At 66.1% G+C, this 14,605-nt stretch carries 14 protein-coding genes; 9 read left to right on the forward strand and 5 right to left on the reverse strand.

The genetic code is table 11. The features are described from left to right. The first annotated feature begins 27 nt into the window (after nucleotides 1-27). Together QZ471_RS19130 and QZ471_RS19135 are read left to right on the forward strand one after the other, a co-directional pair. Nucleotides 28-789 (forward strand): glycosyltransferase family 2 protein, encoded by a 762-nt coding sequence (locus QZ471_RS19130; RefSeq protein WP_295466702.1) that lies wholly within the window; start codon nucleotides 28-30, stop codon nucleotides 787-789. Then, nucleotides 783-1,961: an O-antigen ligase domain-containing protein gene (locus tag QZ471_RS19135; protein ID WP_295466703.1), complete on the forward strand. Its 1,179-nt coding sequence runs from the start codon at nucleotides 783-785 to the stop codon at nucleotides 1,959-1,961. Before QZ471_RS19130 ends, QZ471_RS19135 begins: the two co-directional genes overlap by 7 nt. Here QZ471_RS19135 and QZ471_RS19140 read toward each other — a convergent pair. After that, nucleotides 1,958-2,599 carry a lipopolysaccharide kinase InaA family protein gene (locus QZ471_RS19140; RefSeq protein WP_295466705.1) on the reverse strand — a complete coding sequence of 214 codons (642 nt, stop codon included), beginning with the start codon at nucleotides 2,597-2,599 and terminating at the stop codon, nucleotides 1,958-1,960. The genes QZ471_RS19135 and QZ471_RS19140 overlap by 4 nt on opposite strands. A gap of 113 nt (nucleotides 2,600-2,712) precedes the next feature. On the opposite strand from QZ471_RS19140, the gene QZ471_RS19145 reads away from it, so the two are divergent. Both QZ471_RS19145 and QZ471_RS19150 read left to right on the forward strand, forming a co-directional pair. Further along, nucleotides 2,713-3,762, forward strand: coding sequence for a hypothetical protein (locus QZ471_RS19145; protein WP_295466707.1), 1,050 nt, complete (start codon nucleotides 2,713-2,715; stop codon nucleotides 3,760-3,762). Nucleotides 3,763-3,788: 26 nt separating this feature from the next. Next, a complete protein-coding gene (locus QZ471_RS19150) occupies nucleotides 3,789-4,628 on the forward strand; it encodes a hypothetical protein (RefSeq protein ID WP_295466709.1) in 840 nt (279 codons plus the stop codon). On the opposite strand, the gene QZ471_RS19155 is transcribed toward QZ471_RS19150, so the two are convergent. Beyond that, the gene (locus QZ471_RS19155; protein WP_295466711.1) at nucleotides 4,603-5,199 is read right to left on the reverse strand and encodes a serine acetyltransferase; all 597 of its coding nucleotides are present in this window, start codon (nucleotides 5,197-5,199) and stop codon (nucleotides 4,603-4,605) included. The two genes, QZ471_RS19150 and QZ471_RS19155, sit on opposite strands and share 26 nt — an antisense overlap. Nucleotides 5,200-5,303: 104 nt before the next feature. On the opposite strand from QZ471_RS19155, the gene msbA reads away from it, so the two are divergent. The 5 genes from msbA to QZ471_RS19180 all read left to right on the forward strand — a co-directional run bounded on the left by msbA (nucleotide 5,304) and on the right by QZ471_RS19180 (nucleotide 12,460). Next, nucleotides 5,304-7,115 carry a lipid A export permease/ATP-binding protein MsbA gene (msbA, locus tag QZ471_RS19160; RefSeq protein ID WP_295466713.1) on the forward strand — a complete coding sequence of 604 codons (1,812 nt, stop codon included), beginning with the start codon at nucleotides 5,304-5,306 and terminating at the stop codon, nucleotides 7,113-7,115. After that, complete coding sequence (locus tag QZ471_RS19165; RefSeq protein WP_295466715.1) at nucleotides 7,109-8,005, forward strand: GNAT family N-acetyltransferase; 897 nt, start codon at nucleotides 7,109-7,111, stop codon at nucleotides 8,003-8,005. The genes msbA and QZ471_RS19165 overlap by 7 nt, the downstream gene beginning before the upstream one ends. A 1-nt stretch (nucleotide 8,006) precedes the next feature. After that, a complete protein-coding gene (locus QZ471_RS19170) occupies nucleotides 8,007-9,422 on the forward strand; it encodes a PIG-L family deacetylase (RefSeq protein ID WP_295466716.1) in 1,416 nt (471 codons plus the stop codon). Nucleotides 9,423-9,512: 90 nt separating this feature from the next. Beyond that, nucleotides 9,513-10,940, forward strand: a complete 1,428-nt coding sequence (gene hldE / locus QZ471_RS19175; RefSeq protein WP_295466718.1) for a bifunctional D-glycero-beta-D-manno-heptose-7-phosphate kinase/D-glycero-beta-D-manno-heptose 1-phosphate adenylyltransferase HldE — start codon at nucleotides 9,513-9,515, stop codon at nucleotides 10,938-10,940. A gap of 50 nt (nucleotides 10,941-10,990) precedes the next feature. Next, a complete protein-coding gene (locus QZ471_RS19180; protein ID WP_295466720.1) occupies nucleotides 10,991-12,460 on the forward strand; it encodes a helicase HerA-like domain-containing protein in 1,470 nt (489 codons plus the stop codon). 55 nt (nucleotides 12,461-12,515) lie between these two features. Here QZ471_RS19180 and QZ471_RS19185 read toward each other — a convergent pair whose 3' ends face one another. The 3 genes from QZ471_RS19185 to QZ471_RS19195 all read right to left on the reverse strand — a co-directional run bounded on the left by QZ471_RS19185 (nucleotide 12,516) and on the right by QZ471_RS19195 (nucleotide 14,367). Continuing rightward, complete coding sequence (locus tag QZ471_RS19185) at nucleotides 12,516-13,289, reverse strand: OmpA family protein (protein WP_059225889.1); 774 nt, start codon at nucleotides 13,287-13,289, stop codon at nucleotides 12,516-12,518. A 43-nt stretch (nucleotides 13,290-13,332) separates the two neighbouring features. Further along, complete coding sequence (locus QZ471_RS19190) at nucleotides 13,333-13,764, reverse strand: DUF4398 domain-containing protein (protein WP_288477487.1); 432 nt, start codon at nucleotides 13,762-13,764, stop codon at nucleotides 13,333-13,335. Between the two features lie 258 nt (nucleotides 13,765-14,022). Further along, on the reverse strand, nucleotides 14,023-14,367 hold the full coding sequence (locus tag QZ471_RS19195; RefSeq protein WP_288477484.1) for a pilin assembly protein: 345 nt from the start codon (nucleotides 14,365-14,367) through the stop codon (nucleotides 14,023-14,025). Nucleotides 14,368-14,605 lie beyond the last annotated feature (238 nt).

A 14,605-nucleotide genomic window follows, 5' to 3' on the forward strand; every position in this document is an offset into this window, starting at 1 on the left:
CGACTCACCTGGCAGAAAGGGTAGAACGTGCAGTTTTCCGCCGACAGCGACATTTCCCTGGTCGTCACCAGCTGCGGCCGCTTCGAGCTGCTCACGCAGACGCTGGCGACCTTCGACGAATTCAACACCGCCCCCATTCGCCGGGTATTCATCACCGAGGATTCCGGTGATGAGCGCGTCCGCGACTGCATCCCCGCACACTGGCGCGAGCACACCGACTTCATCGTCAACAATCCCAAGCTTGGCCAGATGAAAAGCGTCGACGCCGCCTACGCGCGGGTCGAAACGGCCTGGATCTTCCATTGCGAAGACGATTGGGCCTTCTATCGCCCTCGCTTCATCGAGGATTCCCAGGCACTGCTGGAGGCCGATCCCCAGGCGTTGCAGGTCTGGCTGCGCAGCCATGCCCATGACCTGGCGATCCATAGCCCCTACGTCTATCTCAAGCCGCGGCAGGTGCACGCCGGCATCGCCTTTTACGAAGTCGGCTCGCACAAGCCCGAATGGCAGGGCTTTTCCTTCAATCCCGGTCTGCGTCGGCGCGCCGACTATCTCCTGCACGCCCCCTATGGCGAGCTGAGCGGTGAAAAGGAGCTCTCCCGGCGTTATGCCGATGAAAACCGCTATGCGTTGATCCTGGAAAACGACGCCGTCCTGCATACCGGTTTCGGTCAGCACGTGGTCAGCGACAAGGATCGCCAGGACAAACAGAAGCGTCGGCGCATGGAGCGCATCAAACTGGCATTGGCCTTCCTGGTCGGTGCACTCCTGGGAGCCCTGTTGTGGTGACACCCCTGCTCGATCGTCTGCAGCACAGCCGTTACTTCACCCTGGCGGTGCTGGTGTTCATGGCTGCCTATCTGTGCATTCCCGTTGCGAAGTGGATCAACAGCTTCTACTACGCGACCATCGCCCTGCCGGCGCTGATCCTCTTCGTGCTGCGCCCGCGCCTGATCGACTGGCGCTCGCCGCTGTTGCTGCTCTGGTTGGTGTTCCTCGCCTGGTTCATCGTGCCGGGCGCGTGGGCGGAGGAGGGGATGTTCTTCAAGCACATCCTCTATGTGCTGCTGTTCGTGTTGATCGTGGCCTGCCTGGTGGATGGCGACTTTTTCCGTCGACCGGGTCTGGTGCGCCTCGCCTTCTGGATCGTCTGTGCCTATGCGGTGGGCTCCAGCCTGGTCTTCTGGCTCACCGGCCACTATGCCGTTGGCCAGCGGGTGGTTCATCTCCCGGGGCGGATCTCCAATCCGATCTACGTGAGCATCTGGCTGGTCTGCCTGGGTGGTCTCGCCGCCCCTACCTGGATTCGCGAGCGGCGCTGGGGCGAGTTGCTGGCTGCGGTGGTGATCGCCATCGTCGGTATTTCCTTCGCTCTGCAGACCCGTACCGGCCTGGTGGGCATAGGCTTTCTCGCCGCCCTCGGCGTGCTCTTCGCCTTCCCACGCTTTCCGCTGCGGACCCTGGCTTTCGTCGTCCTGGTCAGTGCCCTGATCGCCGGGGTCATTCAGGTCGTGCATACCGAGGCCTGGTTCGTGTCTTTCTGGGGGCGTGCCGATTCCGGGCGCATAGAGCTGTTCCACTTCATGGTCAAGGATTGGGAAGGCTGCGGTTGGTGGCTGGGCTGCGGCCTGGGTTACCAGAGTCACGATCTGCTGCACGGCACTGAAGCCATCCAGCATCCGCACAACATCTTCGTCTCCCTGGGTATCTATACCGGGCTGGTGTCGCTGCTGATCTTCGGCGTGCTGATGCTGGCGACCCTGGGCGCCGCGCTGCGCCACCGCGATCCCTGGGGGCTGTATTTGGCGGTGGCCCTGCTGATGCTCAACTTCGACGGCGCCAAGCTGATCGGCAATCCGGACGAGTTGTGGCCGCTGGTGTTGTTGCCGGCGGCGATGATCGCCGGTGCCGAGGTGCAGCGGCGGCGCAAGCTGGCGTTGGGCCAGGCGCTGCCGGTCTAGTCTTGTAGTTGGCGTTCGAGGTCGCGCCAGTCCAAGGGCTGGCGACAGGCCTCGGCGTAGGCGCGCAGGAAGGGTTCGCGGCCGGGCTGGAACAGCCAGTCACGGTCTTCGCTATAACGCAGCAGGTGATGGAAGTTGCGCACCCGCAGGCGCAGCGGCAGGCGGCGGGCGTGGCAACGCAGATCGGCGATGTCGATCAGGCCCAGACGGCCCTCGGGCGTCAGCACCACGTTGCCCAGATGCAGAGAGCGGAAGTAGACGCCACTGTCGTGCAGGCCGGCGATGAAGTGCCCCAGCGCCGGGCGCAACTCCTCTGCCTGCGCCGACTCACGCAACTGGCGCAGCGTCTGGCCGGGTAGCGGGCTGTAGTGGACCACGTCGCGCTGCAGCGAGGCGGCGCGATAGACCTCCAGCACCTGCGGACAGGGAATGCCGCGCTCGGCTAGCTGGCGAGCGTTGTCGGCGAAGCGCTGGGCATAGGGGAACAGCGCGGCCGAGGTCAGCAGCCGCTTGCGGCGGAACAGCTTGAGGTAGCTGCCGTCGGTGAGGCGCAGGACCTTGTCGCCATGATGATCGGCTTCCACCACCTGGGCGGCGTCGCGCAGTTCGAGATAGCGCGAATGTTCGAGAGGCTTCATGCAGGACCCGTCAACGTCAGGGCGTGCATGTTACCCGAAGGTGGCAGGCTGTGAAGCCCTACGACCTATCCACGCGCTTGTTGGTAGAATCAGATTTTTGCCGGCACCCTTACATGCGTCCAACTCGTCAGCTGCTGTACTTCGTCTACGGCGGCGCTCAAGTCTATCGGCAGGAACTCAAGTTCAGCCTGCTCAGCGCCCTGCACTGGCGGCAGCAGCAAGACATCGCCATCCGCGTCGTGACCGATCGGCCGCAGGACTATCAGGGCTGGCCGGTGGAACTGCTGCCCATCGACGGTGCGACGCTCCAGGCGTGGCAGGGGCAGCACGGCTACCTGCATCGCAGCAAGGCCTGCGCCATCGCCTGGGCGTTGCCGCGGGCGGACAAGACGCTGTTCCTCGACAGCGATACCGTGGTTCAGGCGCCGCTTTCGCCTCTGTTCGACGGTATCGATGAGCAGCGTGGAGTGATGGACGTCGAAGAGTGGCGCTGGCGCAAGGCGCGCGCCCGTCCCGAATTCGCCCGCTTCGCCGCTGCGTTGGCCGAGCGGCGTCAGGAGCCGGCCGAAGACACCCGCCTCTACAACAGCGGGGTCTGCGGGCTGGCGCGCAGCCACCAGGCGCGGGTCGAGCAGGCGATCAGCCTGATCGACGACTGGCAGGGGCACGACGACGAAGTCCATACCCTGGAGCAGATCGCCCTGTCGTTCAACCTGGCGGACCTGTCCATCACCGAGGCGCGGGGTGCCATCCGCCACTACTACGCGGAAAAGCGCTTTCTGCATTTCATGCTGGCGCACTTCTTCGAGCGCTATGGCGAGGACTACACGGCCGAGTTGCGGCGTCACTGGCAGGAGGTGCCCCTGACCAAGCCGTTGCCCGATGTCTGGACTCGATTGCGGGTGAAGTGGCAACTGGCCGGTCTGGACAAGCAGCGGGCGAGCCTGGGGCGCAAACTGCTCTATGGCTGCCTGGCACCCCAGGACAGCTATGCCCGCGCCTGCCGCCACGTCTGGTGGGAGCGGGCGCTCAGCGAACGCCTGGGCGGCGGTGACCGCCAGGCGTTCGCCGAAGGCATCTGGCCGAACGACCTGCCCCGTCCCCACCTGGCCGATGAAGCCAGTGCCGCACTCGATTACCTGCGCAAGCGGATGCGCGGCTAGGCCGGCACTCCTTCAGGACTCTCCACATGCGAACGCTCTTTCTCGTCGTCCTCTATGGCCTGCGTCCCGTGGACGCGGCTACCTTGCGCAGCCTGCTGGCTCTGCCCGTCGCCAGCCTACCGCCGGACAGTGCCCTGCTGATCTGGAACAACGGTCCCCAGACTCTGGGTGAGGCAGAACGTCAGTCACTGCTGGCCGCCCCGGGCTGGGCCCGGGTATTCATCGAGGAAGACCTCGGCAATCCGCCCCTGAGTCGGGTCTACAACCAGGCACTACGCCTGGGCGCCGAACGGCTGGTCATCTTCGATCAGGACACTGTGGTGGACGGACGCTACCTGGCGGCGCTGGGGCGGGAGGCCGAGTTACTGGTACCCCTGGTGCTGGGCGCGGGGGCCATCCGCTATCCCCACCAGTACAAGCAGGTGGTCACCGAGGAAGGTCCGTTGGAACCTCAGGCCACCGTCACCATCAGCTCCGGGATGTGCCTGTCGCAGGGCCTGGCCGAGCGCATCGCCGCCCGCCATGGCGATGTCTTCGACGAGCGATTCGCCCTCTATGGCGTCGATGTCTCTTTCTTCCTGCGGGTCCAGGCGCTGGCCCGGGAAGCGCCGGTCGAATTGCTATGCGCCGGGATACTGGATCATTCGCTGTCCGAGCTGGAAGCCGAGACCCCGGCTCAGCGGCGTTTTCGCGACATCGAGAAATTCTATGTCGCCCTGCTGCTGCGCCTGCACTACAAAGGCGCCTCGCGCACCAAGGTACTGCGCTACCTCGTCCGCCAATTGCTGGGCAATCGCCTCTATCTGTACGGCGTGCTGCCGCGCATGGTGCAGACCATCTTCAGAGGCCGGCATCCACGGGCGTGACGCCTGGTCGCGGGCGGATCACCGCTTCGTGACGACTGTAGTAGAGACTGTCGGCGGGGATGTCGCGCATCACTAGGGCGCCGGCACCGACCACCACGTTGTCGCCGATGGTCAGGTGATCGCCGACGATGCAGACGTGGGCGCCGAGGCTGACGTTGTCACCGATGAAGATGCCGACCAGTTGCGCCGGATCGTCACTCTTGATACCGATGGTGGTGTGCTGGCGGATCATCACGTTACGCCCGATCACCGCCAGATTTGACACACAGATACCCATGCGATGGGGCAGGCGCAGCCCCGGCCCTATGCGCGCGCCCAGTAGGATCTCGATGTTGTGCCGACGGATCAGTCGGCGATTGATGCGCTCGGCCAGCTTGCGATAGTTGAGCAGACCGCGCGGGCGGCAATAGAGGAACTGCGCCAAGCGATACCAGAACAGAAAACTCGGACTTTCCCCGGCCGATACGCGCCGTAGTAGGCGTTTGATCCGCAGCGGTTTGCCAGGCGCGTCGAGCACCTCCAGGCGCCAATAGTCCTTGAGTTCGGCGAAGCTGGCGATCAGCGGTGGCATGACAAACGTTCCGGAGCTGGGGAGGGCAAGCCTAGCGGAAAATCCCGCCGCTGGGTCGGCGGCGGGTGCGTGTTAACATGGCGCTTTTGCGTCACGACGAGACCATGAGCCAAGACTCCCCTGCGCAGACTTCCAGCCTGAAGATCTATTTCCGCCTGCTCGGCTATGTGCGGCCGTATATCGGCATGTTCGCCCTGAGCATCGTCGGTTTCCTGATCTTCGCCTCCACCCAGCCGATGCTGGCGGGCATCCTCAAGTACTTCGTCGACGGCCTGAACAACCCCAATGCCTCCATGTTTCCGGGCTGGCCCCTCGTCGGCGGTCTGCACCTGGTCGAAGCGGTGCCACTGATGATCATCCTGATCGCCGCCTGGCAGGGTGTCGGTTCCTTTCTTGGCAACTACTTCCTGGCACGCGTTTCCCTGGGGCTGGTGCACGACCTGCGGGTGGCGTTGTTCAACCACATGCTGCGTCTGCCCAATCGCTACTTCGATGCCAATAACTCGGGGCACCTGATCTCGCGCATCACCTTCAACGTCACAATGGTCACCGGCGCTGCCACCGAGGCGATCAAGGTGGTGATCCGCGAGGGCATGACCGTGGTCTTCCTGTTCGCCTCCCTGCTGTGGATGAACTGGAAGCTGACCCTGGTGATGGTCGCCATCCTGCCGCTGATCGCCCTAATGGTGACCAGCGCCAGCCGCAAGTTCCGCAAGCAGAGCAGCAAGATCCAGTCGGCCATGGGCGACGTCACCCACATCACCTCCGAGGCCATCCAGGGCTACCGGGTGGTGCGCAGCTTCGGCGGCGAGACCTACGAGCAGCGGCGCTTCCTCGACTCCAGCATCGCCAACACCGACAAGCAACTGACCATGACCAAGACCGGCGCGGTCTATACGCCCATGCTGCAACTGGTCATCTACTCGGCCATGGCGGTGCTGATGTTCCTGGTGCTCTGGCTGCGGGGCGAAGCCTCCGCCGGTGACCTGGTGGCCTACATCACCATGGCCGGCCTGCTGCCCAAGCCGATCCGCCAGCTTTCCGAGGTCAGCTCCACCATCCAGCGCGGCGTGGCCGGTGCGGAAAGCATCTTCGAGCAGCTCGACGAACCCGCCGAGCGCGACGATGGCCGTGAAGAGCGCGAGCGCGTCCAGGGTCGCCTGGAGGTGCGCAACCTGACCTTCCGCTACCCCGGTACCGACAAGGCCGTACTGGAAGGCATCGACTTCGTCGCCGAACCCGGCCAGATGGTGGCCCTGGTAGGTCGCTCGGGCAGCGGCAAGTCGACCCTGGCCAATCTCATCCCGCGCTTCTACCAGCACGAAGAGGGCGAGATCCTCCTCGACGGCTTGGAGATCCAGGACTATCGCCTGACCAATCTGCGCCGGCACATCGCCCTGGTGACCCAGCACGTCACCCTGTTCAACGACAGCGTCACCAATAACATCGCCTACGGCGATCTGGCCGGGGCGCCCATGGAGCAGGTCAAGGCGGCGGCCGAAGCGGCCTATGCCGACGAGTTCATCCAGCGCCTGCCACAGCAGTACGACACCCAGGTCGGCGAGAACGGCGTGCTGCTCTCCGGCGGTCAGCGCCAGCGTCTGGCCATCGCCCGGGCGCTGCTGAAGAACGCGCCGCTGCTGATCCTCGACGAGGCCACCTCGGCCCTGGACACCGAATCCGAGCGGCACATCCAGGCGGCGCTGGACCGGGTCATGCAAGGACGTACCACCCTGGTGATCGCTCACCGGCTCTCCACCATCGAAAAGGCCGACCTGATCCTGGTCATGGACCATGGCCGCATCGTCGAGCGTGGTAGCCACAGCGAGCTGCTGGCGCTGAACGGCTACTACGCGCGCCTGCACGCCAAGCAATTCGAGGAGGTCGCGCCGCCGGCGCCGACGATCGAATGCTGAACCGACTGCGTTTCTGGCGTGAGCGCGGCTGGACGACGATTTCCGCCGCCGACTATGCCGCCACCTGGCAGCGCTATGGCGGCAGTGTCGCCACCCACCCAGAGGTCGTTGCCCGTCTGGCCGAACTGGCCGGCATCCCGGTGCGCTACCTGGGCTGGGCCGGCGCAGAGGGCTGGCAGGCGGCGGTACCCTGCTGGGGCCGTGAGCTGGCGCTGTCCCGCGCGGTGCTGAAGAAGCGCCGCCAGCGTGCCCTGTTCGACCTGGGCAATGCCGAGATCATCCTGCCCGCTGCCCAGGGCGCTGCTGCACCTCTGCGCCAGCGAGCCCGTTATCTGTCGCCACTGTGTGAAGAGCGTTTCGCCGGTCTGCGCCGGCAGAGCGAAGAACTGGCCATGCTCCGTGAGCCGGAGGCCTGGTCGAAAAAATTCCGCTACAACCAGCGTCGTGAGCAGCGCCTCTTCGAAGACGCCGGCGGGCGTGCTCTGCCCATGGCCGAGCTGGACAGTGCCGAACAGGCACGCATCTATGCCCAACTGTTCGAAGCCCGCTGGGGCTTCGAGGTACCGGGCAAGGCGCGGCTGACCGAGGTGTTCGCCCTGCTGCGCGAGTTCATGACCGGCTCGGTGCTGATGCTCGGCGAGCGGCCGGTGGCCATCCAGGTGCTCTATCGGGTCGAGGCACCGGAGTGGCTCAGCGTCGAGTACGTCAACGGCGGCGTCGAGCCCAGTTGCAGCGACCTCAGCCCGGGCAGCGTCCTCACCTATCTGAATACCCAGGCGGCCTGGCAGGACGCCCGTGCCCTGGGCAAGACGTTGCGTTATTCCTTCGGCCGCGCCGACCGGGACTACAAGGACCGTTGGTGCCACCGCGTCACCGTCTTCGAGAGCTGAGATGACCGCCCGCAAACAAGCCCTGCTCAAACGTCACCGCCGTCACAAGCGACTGGCCCTGGCGGTCATCGCCGTCGTGCTGCTCGGTTGCCTGGTATTCGGGCCCTGGTGGAGCGCGCCACTGCTGGCGCTGCTGGTCTGGCTCGGCCACGAGGCCTGGTTCGCCGATCACCTCTTCTATTCGCCGCGGGACAACTACAGCTACCAGTTTCCTGCCGAGACCCTGGTCCTGGGCCTGCATCTGCAACAGGGTCGCCTGGGGGCGGTGGAACTGCCGCCGGGCGAGCTGACGCTGTTCCTGGAGTGCCGCCTGCGCGCCAGCTGGCTGGGCCGACTGCTGGACCCCCAGGTGCGGCTGCGCGCCGGTGATGACAGCGATCGCCAGGACTTCGAGCGCGGCGTCGCCGGGCGGCGCTACGTCAACCTCAGTGGCTACACCGAGGCCCTGCGTCGCGGCGAGCTGCAGCTCTGGACTCGCTTCTGCCGGCTGCAGGGCGAGTTGCGCCTGCATGTCTTCGCCCAGCCGGATTTCCGCAGCAAGCGGGTGATGGTCATCGCGCCCCATGCCGACGACGCCGAGCTGGCCGCCTTCGGCCTTTACAGTCAGGCGCGGGAAGCCAGCATCGTCACCCTGACCCAGGGCGAGATCGAGGCCGAGCATTACCAACGGCTTGGCCTCGACCGCCAGGCCGCTGCCCGGCTCAAGGGCCGGCTGCGTACCTGGGACAGCCTGGTCACCCCCCTGTGGGGTGGGGTACTGCCCGAGCGTTGCTTCCAGCTGGGCTATTACTGCCTGCAGTTGCCAGCCATGCGCCAGGCGCCGGACGAAGCCTTCGCTTCCCGTGAATCCGGCGAGAGCGACATCCGTAGCGCACGCCACTACAACGCCTTCGATCTGCCCGGCGATGCCAACGGCGTGCCGACCTGGCGTAATCTGGTGGCCGATCTGGTCGCGCTGCTGGAGCACTTCCGTCCCGAGGTGGTGGTGCTGCCGCATCCGCAGATCGACCCCCATGCCGATCACGTGGCCAGTACCCAGGCCCTGCGCGAGGCCATGGCCGCGAGCAACTGGCAGCCCGAGTTGGAACTGCTCTACGCCAACCACCTGCACGACAACGACCGCTGGCCCATGGGCCCGGCCGAAGGGGGCATCCCCCTGCCGCCGGCCATCGAGACACCGGCGCCGCTGGTGCCCTGGAGTCCGTTGCTCACGCCCGAGCGCCGGTTGGACAAGGCCATGGCCCTGGGCATGCAGCATGACCTGCTGGTACCACTGCCGGCCAAGAAGCGCCTGCGCCGTGCCATCCAGTGGCTGCTGGCCGGCCGCCGCTGGCCGCGCACCGGGGAAGACGAGTTCTTCCGCAAGGCCGTGCGGCGCCACGAGCTGTTCTGGATAAGCCGCCGCGACGAGCTCTGACCCCGGCCTCTCCCGCTGGCAGGCGCTTCCGGAGCGCCTTGGCCCCTATGCTATGATCGCCGCCATTTTCGCGCTTTGGAGCCTGTCCCTATGAAGCTGACCATGCCTCGCTTCGATCTCGCGCCGGTCCTGGTGGTCGGCGACGTGATGCTCGACCGCTACTGGCACGGCACCACCTCGCGGATCTCCCCCGAGGCGCCGGTTCCCGTGGTACGGGTCGACCAGCACGAGGATCGTCCCGGTGGCGCGGCCAACGTCGCCCTCAACATCGCCGCCCTGGGCGCACCGGCCTACCTGGTCGGCGTCACCGGCCAGGACGAGGCCGCCGATGCCCTGACCGATAGTCTGAGAGCCGCCCATGTCCAGGTACGCTTCCAGCGCATCGCCGAGCAGCCGACCATCGTCAAGCTGCGCATCATGAGTCGCCACCAGCAATTGATCCGCGTCGACTTCGAAGAACCCTTCGACACCGACGCCCAGGCGCTGGCTTCGGACACCGCCGCCATGCTGGCCGGGGTCAAGGTGCTGGTGCTGTCCGACTACGGTAAGGGGGCTCTGAAGAACCACCAGGCGCTGATCCAGCTGGCCAAGGCGCGCAACATTCCGGTGCTGGCCGATCCCAAGGGCAAGGACTTCTCCATCTATCGCGGCGCCAGCCTGATCACGCCGAATCTCTCCGAATTCGAAGCCATCGTCGGCGTCTGCGCCGACGAAGCCGACCTGGTGGCCAAGGGCAACGAGCTGATGGCGCGGTTGGACCTGGGCGCCCTGCTGGTGACCCGTGGCGAGCACGGCATGACCCTGCTGCGCCCCGGTCAGGCCGCCTTGCACCTACCGGCCCGCGCCCGCGAGGTGTTCGACGTCACCGGCGCCGGCGACACCGTGATCTCCACCCTGGCCGCCGCCCTGGCGGCGGGCGAGGAACTGCCCCAGGCGGTAGCCCTGGCCAATCTGGCCGCCGGCATCGTGGTCGGCAAGTTGGGTACCGCCGCCATCAGCGCCCCCGAGCTGCGCCGCGCGGTACAACGCTCGGAAGGCTCGGAGCGGGGTGTCCTGACCTTGGAACAGTTGCAGCTGGCCATCGAGGACGCCCGCGCCCATGGCGAGAAGATCGTCTTCACCAACGGCTGCTTCGACATCCTCCACGCCGGTCATGTCACCTACCTGGAGCAGGCACGCGCCCAGGGCGATCGGCTGATCGTCGCGGTCAACGACGACGCCTCGGTTACCCGCCTCAAGGGTCCGGGTCGGCCGATCAACAGCGTCGACCGGCGCATGGCGGTACTGGCCGGCCTTGGCGCGGTGGACTGGGTCATCCCCTTCAGCGAGAACACCCCGGAGCGCCTGCTGGAACAGGTGCGCCCGGACGTGCTGGTGAAGGGGGGAGACTACAAGAGCGTCGAAGAGGTGGTCGGGGCCCAGATCGTGCAGGGCTACGGCGGCGAGGTGCGCATCCTCGGCCTGGTGGAGAACAGCTCCACCACCGCCATCGTCGAGCGCATCCGCAACCGCACCTGATCGCGAGCGCTCGGGTTAAGCTGGGCGCAGAACCGCTACGGAGCTGCGCCATGCCCTCGACGCCCCAACTGATCCTTGGTACCCGCACCGATGGTCAACCCCTCGGTCACCCCCTGAAACTGGCCAATCGCCACGGCCTGATCGCCGGGGCGACGGGGACCGGTAAGACGGTCACCCTGCAGCGCCTCGCCGAGGCCTTCAGCGATGCTGGCGTCGCGGTCTTCGCCGCCGACATCAAGGGCGATCTCTGCGGCCTGGGTGCGGCCGGTGTCCCCCAGGGCAAGCTGGCCGAACGCATCGCTGCCCAGGGCCTGCCGCACCAGCCGCAGGCCTATCCGGTCACCCTCTGGGACGTCGATGGCCAGAGCGGTCATCCGTTGCGGACTACCCTGAGCGAAATGGGGCCGCTGCTGCTGGGCAATCTGCTGGAGCTGACCGACAGCCAGCAGGCCGCCTTGCACGCTGCCTTCAAGGTGGCCGATCGCGAAGGCCTGCTGCTGCTCGATCTCAAGGATCTCAAGGCCGTCCTCAATCACCTGCGCGAGCAACCCGAGGCGCTCGGCGAGGACCGCGCCCTGTTCGCCGGGGCGTCGGCCCAGGCGCTGCTGCGCCGCCTGGCGACCCTGGAGCAGCAGGGCGCCGAAGCCTTCTTCGGCGAGCCGGCCCTGCAATTGGAGGACGTGTTGCGGCCCGAAGCCGATGGCCGTGGGCGTATCCACCTGCTCGATGCCAGTCGGCTGGTGCACGAGGCTCCCAAGGTCTATGCCACCTTTCTGATCTGGCTGCTGGCCGAGTTGTTCGAGCAACTGCCCGAGCGAGGGGACGCCGACAAGCCGGTGCTGGCGCTGTTCTTCGACGAGGCCCACCTGCTGTTCGGCGATACGCCCAAGGCGCTGCGCGATCGCCTGGAGCAGGTGGTCCGGCTGATCCGCTCCAAGGGCGTCGGCGTCTATTTCGTCACCCAGTCGCCTGCCGATCTGCCGGACGACATCCTGGCCCAGCTGGGGCTGCGCATCCAGCACGGCCTGCGCGCCTTCACCGCCAAGGAGCAGAAGGCCCTGCGCGCGGTGGCCGATGGCTTCCGCCCCAATCCGGCCTTCGACAGCCTGCAGGTGCTCACTGAGCTCGGCATCGGCGAGGCGCTGGTGGGCAGTCTGGAAGACAAGGGCACCCCGGCGATGGTGGAGCGGGCAGCCATCGCCCCGCCGCAATCGCGGGTCGGTCCCCTGAGCGAAGCCGAGCGCCAGGCGCTGATCCGCCAGTCGCCCCAGGCGGGTCGCTACGATCGCCCGGTGGATCGCGAGTCGGCCTACGAGATCCTGCGCGATCGCCAGGCCGCACGGGTGCCGGACGAGGCGCCCGCACCGGCGAAGACAAAGGAGGGCGGCGCCCTCGGCGATGTGCTGGGCGAGTTGGCCGGCCAGGCGCTCAAGAGTGCGGCCCGCCAGGCGGCCAATCAGTTGGGTCGCCAACTGGTGCGCGGCTTGCTGGGCTCGCTGCTGGGCAGCAAGCGCCGCTGACCCTCGGCCAAAAAAAAGACCCCGCCAAGGCGGGGTCTTTCGTCTCACGCAGGGATTACATGCGCGGGGCGACCGGGTTGGCGTCGTTGGAGATGGTGACTTCCACGCGACGGTTCAGGGCGCGGTCGGAGGCATTGCTGTTGCTGGCCACCGGGAAGTTCTTGCCATAGCCGCGGGTCTGGATGCGGCTCGGCTCGACCCCGGCGCTGATCAGCGCGGTCTGGATGGCCTGGGCGCGACGCTCGGACAGCTGCTGGTTGTAGGAGTCGCTGCCGACGCTGTCGGTATAGCCCTCGACGATCACCTTGCGTTCGGGATTCTGCTTCAGGTAGTCGGCCAGCTTCTGGGCGTTGGCATAGCCCTGGGGCTTGAGCTCGGCCTTGTTGAAGTCGAACAGCACGTTGCCGAAGGTCACCACGGTACCGCGGTCGGTCTGCTTGGCCTGCAGGGCGTCCTGCAGCTGCTTGAGCTGGGCGGTGCGGGCATCCAGACGGGCCTGGGTACGCTCGGCGTCGACGTTCTGCATATCGGCTTCGGTCATGCGCAGCTTGATGGTCTGCAGGGCGGTCTGGATACGCTGGTTGGTCAGGTAGGCCAACTGGTCGACGGTCTTCTCGTTCTCACCGTCCTTGTAGGCCTTCTCGGTCTTCTGCAGCCAGGTGCCGGCGTCCTTGGTTTCCAGAGCGGCCAGCTGGGCGGCTTGCGGCTGGGACTCCAGGGCGGAATAGTCAGCCTTGGCCTTTTCCAGGTTGGGGTTGGGCGGCGTGGAGCAGGCGGCCAGGGCCAGGCTGAGCAGCGACACGGCAGGGATCAGAATGTGTTTACGCATGGTGGTCATCCTTTAATGGGCGAAGGTGAGGAGGGAAGGCCGCTTACTGCTGGACCTTCTTCTGCAGGTTCTGCTGGAGCTGCAGGTTGATCTGACCTTCCTCACGGATCTGCTGGATGCTGTTCTGGGCATCCTTGAGCGCCGCTTCGGCCTTGGCGGCCTGGGTCTTGCGGGTGGCCAGGCGGGCGTCCCATTCGGCCTGCTCAGCCAGCTGCTTGGCTTCGTCGTACTTCTCGTTGGAGAGGGCGGTCTGGGCCTGGGTCCACTTGTCCTGCGCCGACTTGGTCTCGATGGGCGCGTACTGGTTGCCACCCGAGCTCACGGCTTCGTTGACGGCGGACTGGGTCACGGCCATCTGCGCGGTCGGCGGGTTGCCGGCACAACCGGCCAGCAACAGCGAGCTGCCCAGCGCAAGGGCTGCTAGTTTCAGGGTGCAGGCTTTGGAAAGGGACTTTTGGGCAGTGGCACTCTTCATGGATTCAAGCTCCGTTATTGATCCGAAAAGCGCGCCGCCGGCACGGGCAGGGCGGGCGCCTGGTCAGGAAAAGCCGCACCTGGAAGAAAGCCCTGCCCGTTCCGAAAGGTCCGTGGCGGGCGTCTACAGACAGCCCTCGTCCAGCGCTGCGGTCTGATCCTGTGACCGCTCATCCGCTAAAAATGTTCACTGGCTATCGAATTTCCCCCGGCGCCAAGGCCCTTCGCAGAGCGTTGGCGCCGTAGGTAAGACTGCAGGTCAGGGCGTCTGGAGGCCGCCTTCCGCCTGCAGGCGCTGCAGGTGCTTGCGCGCCAGTTCGAGAAAGCGCGGGGTCGTCCCGGCGTCCGCATAGAGGGGGTCTCCCAGTTCGTCGGTGGCCACCACCTCGTCGCCCTGGACATAGGGAAAACTGGCTTCGAGCTCCTCGAACGCCGCCGCCAGCAATTCCCCGAGCAGCGCCTCGGGCGTGCGCTGGGGATAGAGCTCATGCAAGGCTTCCAGGCGGGCGGCGGTCTCCAGGTCCAGCTCCAGGGTGTAACGGCGGGTGCCGCGCGCTGGCGTGGCCTGTAGCTCCCACTGGTGGGCGAGTTCGCGAATCTTCATGGGCATCTCCCGTGGCGTTAGGCAAAGGTCGGATGGTCAGTCCGTGCGGGGCTGGGCACCCTGAGCCGGCGGGTCTTGCAACCGGCGTGGCAAGGTGCTGTGCTCAGCGCTAGTGTGGTGTTTCAGAAGTTCGCGCAAGAATTGGCGAGTGATTTTTGTTCGTGGGCTAGGCGCCGCGACGAGTCATAGCAGGGCTATGGCGAGGAGTGGCAACGACGTCCATGGCGGTCCGCCGCTG

The organism is uncultured Pseudomonas sp., assembly GCF_913774235.1.
GTDB lineage: Bacteria > Pseudomonadota > Gammaproteobacteria > Pseudomonadales > Pseudomonadaceae > Chryseomonas.

What these genes read in the sequence shown, in the direction of transcription:
- QZ471_RS19140 (WP_295466705.1), bottom strand. Translation starts at nt 2,599, where the DNA reads ATGAAGCCTCTCGAACATTCGCGCTATCTCGAACTGCGCGACGCCGCC.
- QZ471_RS19145 (WP_295466707.1), top strand. Translation starts at nt 2,713, where the DNA reads ATGCGTCCAACTCGTCAGCTGCTGTACTTCGTCTACGGCGGCGCTCAA.
- QZ471_RS19150 (WP_295466709.1), top strand. Translation starts at nt 3,789, where the DNA reads ATGCGAACGCTCTTTCTCGTCGTCCTCTATGGCCTGCGTCCCGTGGAC.
- QZ471_RS19155 (WP_295466711.1), bottom strand. Translation starts at nt 5,199, where the DNA reads ATGCCACCGCTGATCGCCAGCTTCGCCGAACTCAAGGACTATTGGCGC.
- msbA (WP_295466713.1), top strand. Translation starts at nt 5,304, where the DNA reads ATGAGCCAAGACTCCCCTGCGCAGACTTCCAGCCTGAAGATCTATTTC.
- QZ471_RS19165 (WP_295466715.1), top strand. Translation starts at nt 7,109, where the DNA reads ATGCTGAACCGACTGCGTTTCTGGCGTGAGCGCGGCTGGACGACGATT.
- QZ471_RS19170 (WP_295466716.1), top strand. Translation starts at nt 8,007, where the DNA reads ATGACCGCCCGCAAACAAGCCCTGCTCAAACGTCACCGCCGTCACAAG.
- hldE (WP_295466718.1), top strand. Translation starts at nt 9,513, where the DNA reads ATGAAGCTGACCATGCCTCGCTTCGATCTCGCGCCGGTCCTGGTGGTC.
- QZ471_RS19180 (WP_295466720.1), top strand. Translation starts at nt 10,991, where the DNA reads ATGCCCTCGACGCCCCAACTGATCCTTGGTACCCGCACCGATGGTCAA.
- QZ471_RS19185 (WP_059225889.1), bottom strand. Translation starts at nt 13,289, where the DNA reads ATGCGTAAACACATTCTGATCCCTGCCGTGTCGCTGCTCAGCCTGGCC.
- QZ471_RS19190 (WP_288477487.1), bottom strand. Translation starts at nt 13,764, where the DNA reads ATGAAGAGTGCCACTGCCCAAAAGTCCCTTTCCAAAGCCTGCACCCTG.
- QZ471_RS19195 (WP_288477484.1), bottom strand. Translation starts at nt 14,367, where the DNA reads ATGAAGATTCGCGAACTCGCCCACCAGTGGGAGCTACAGGCCACGCCA.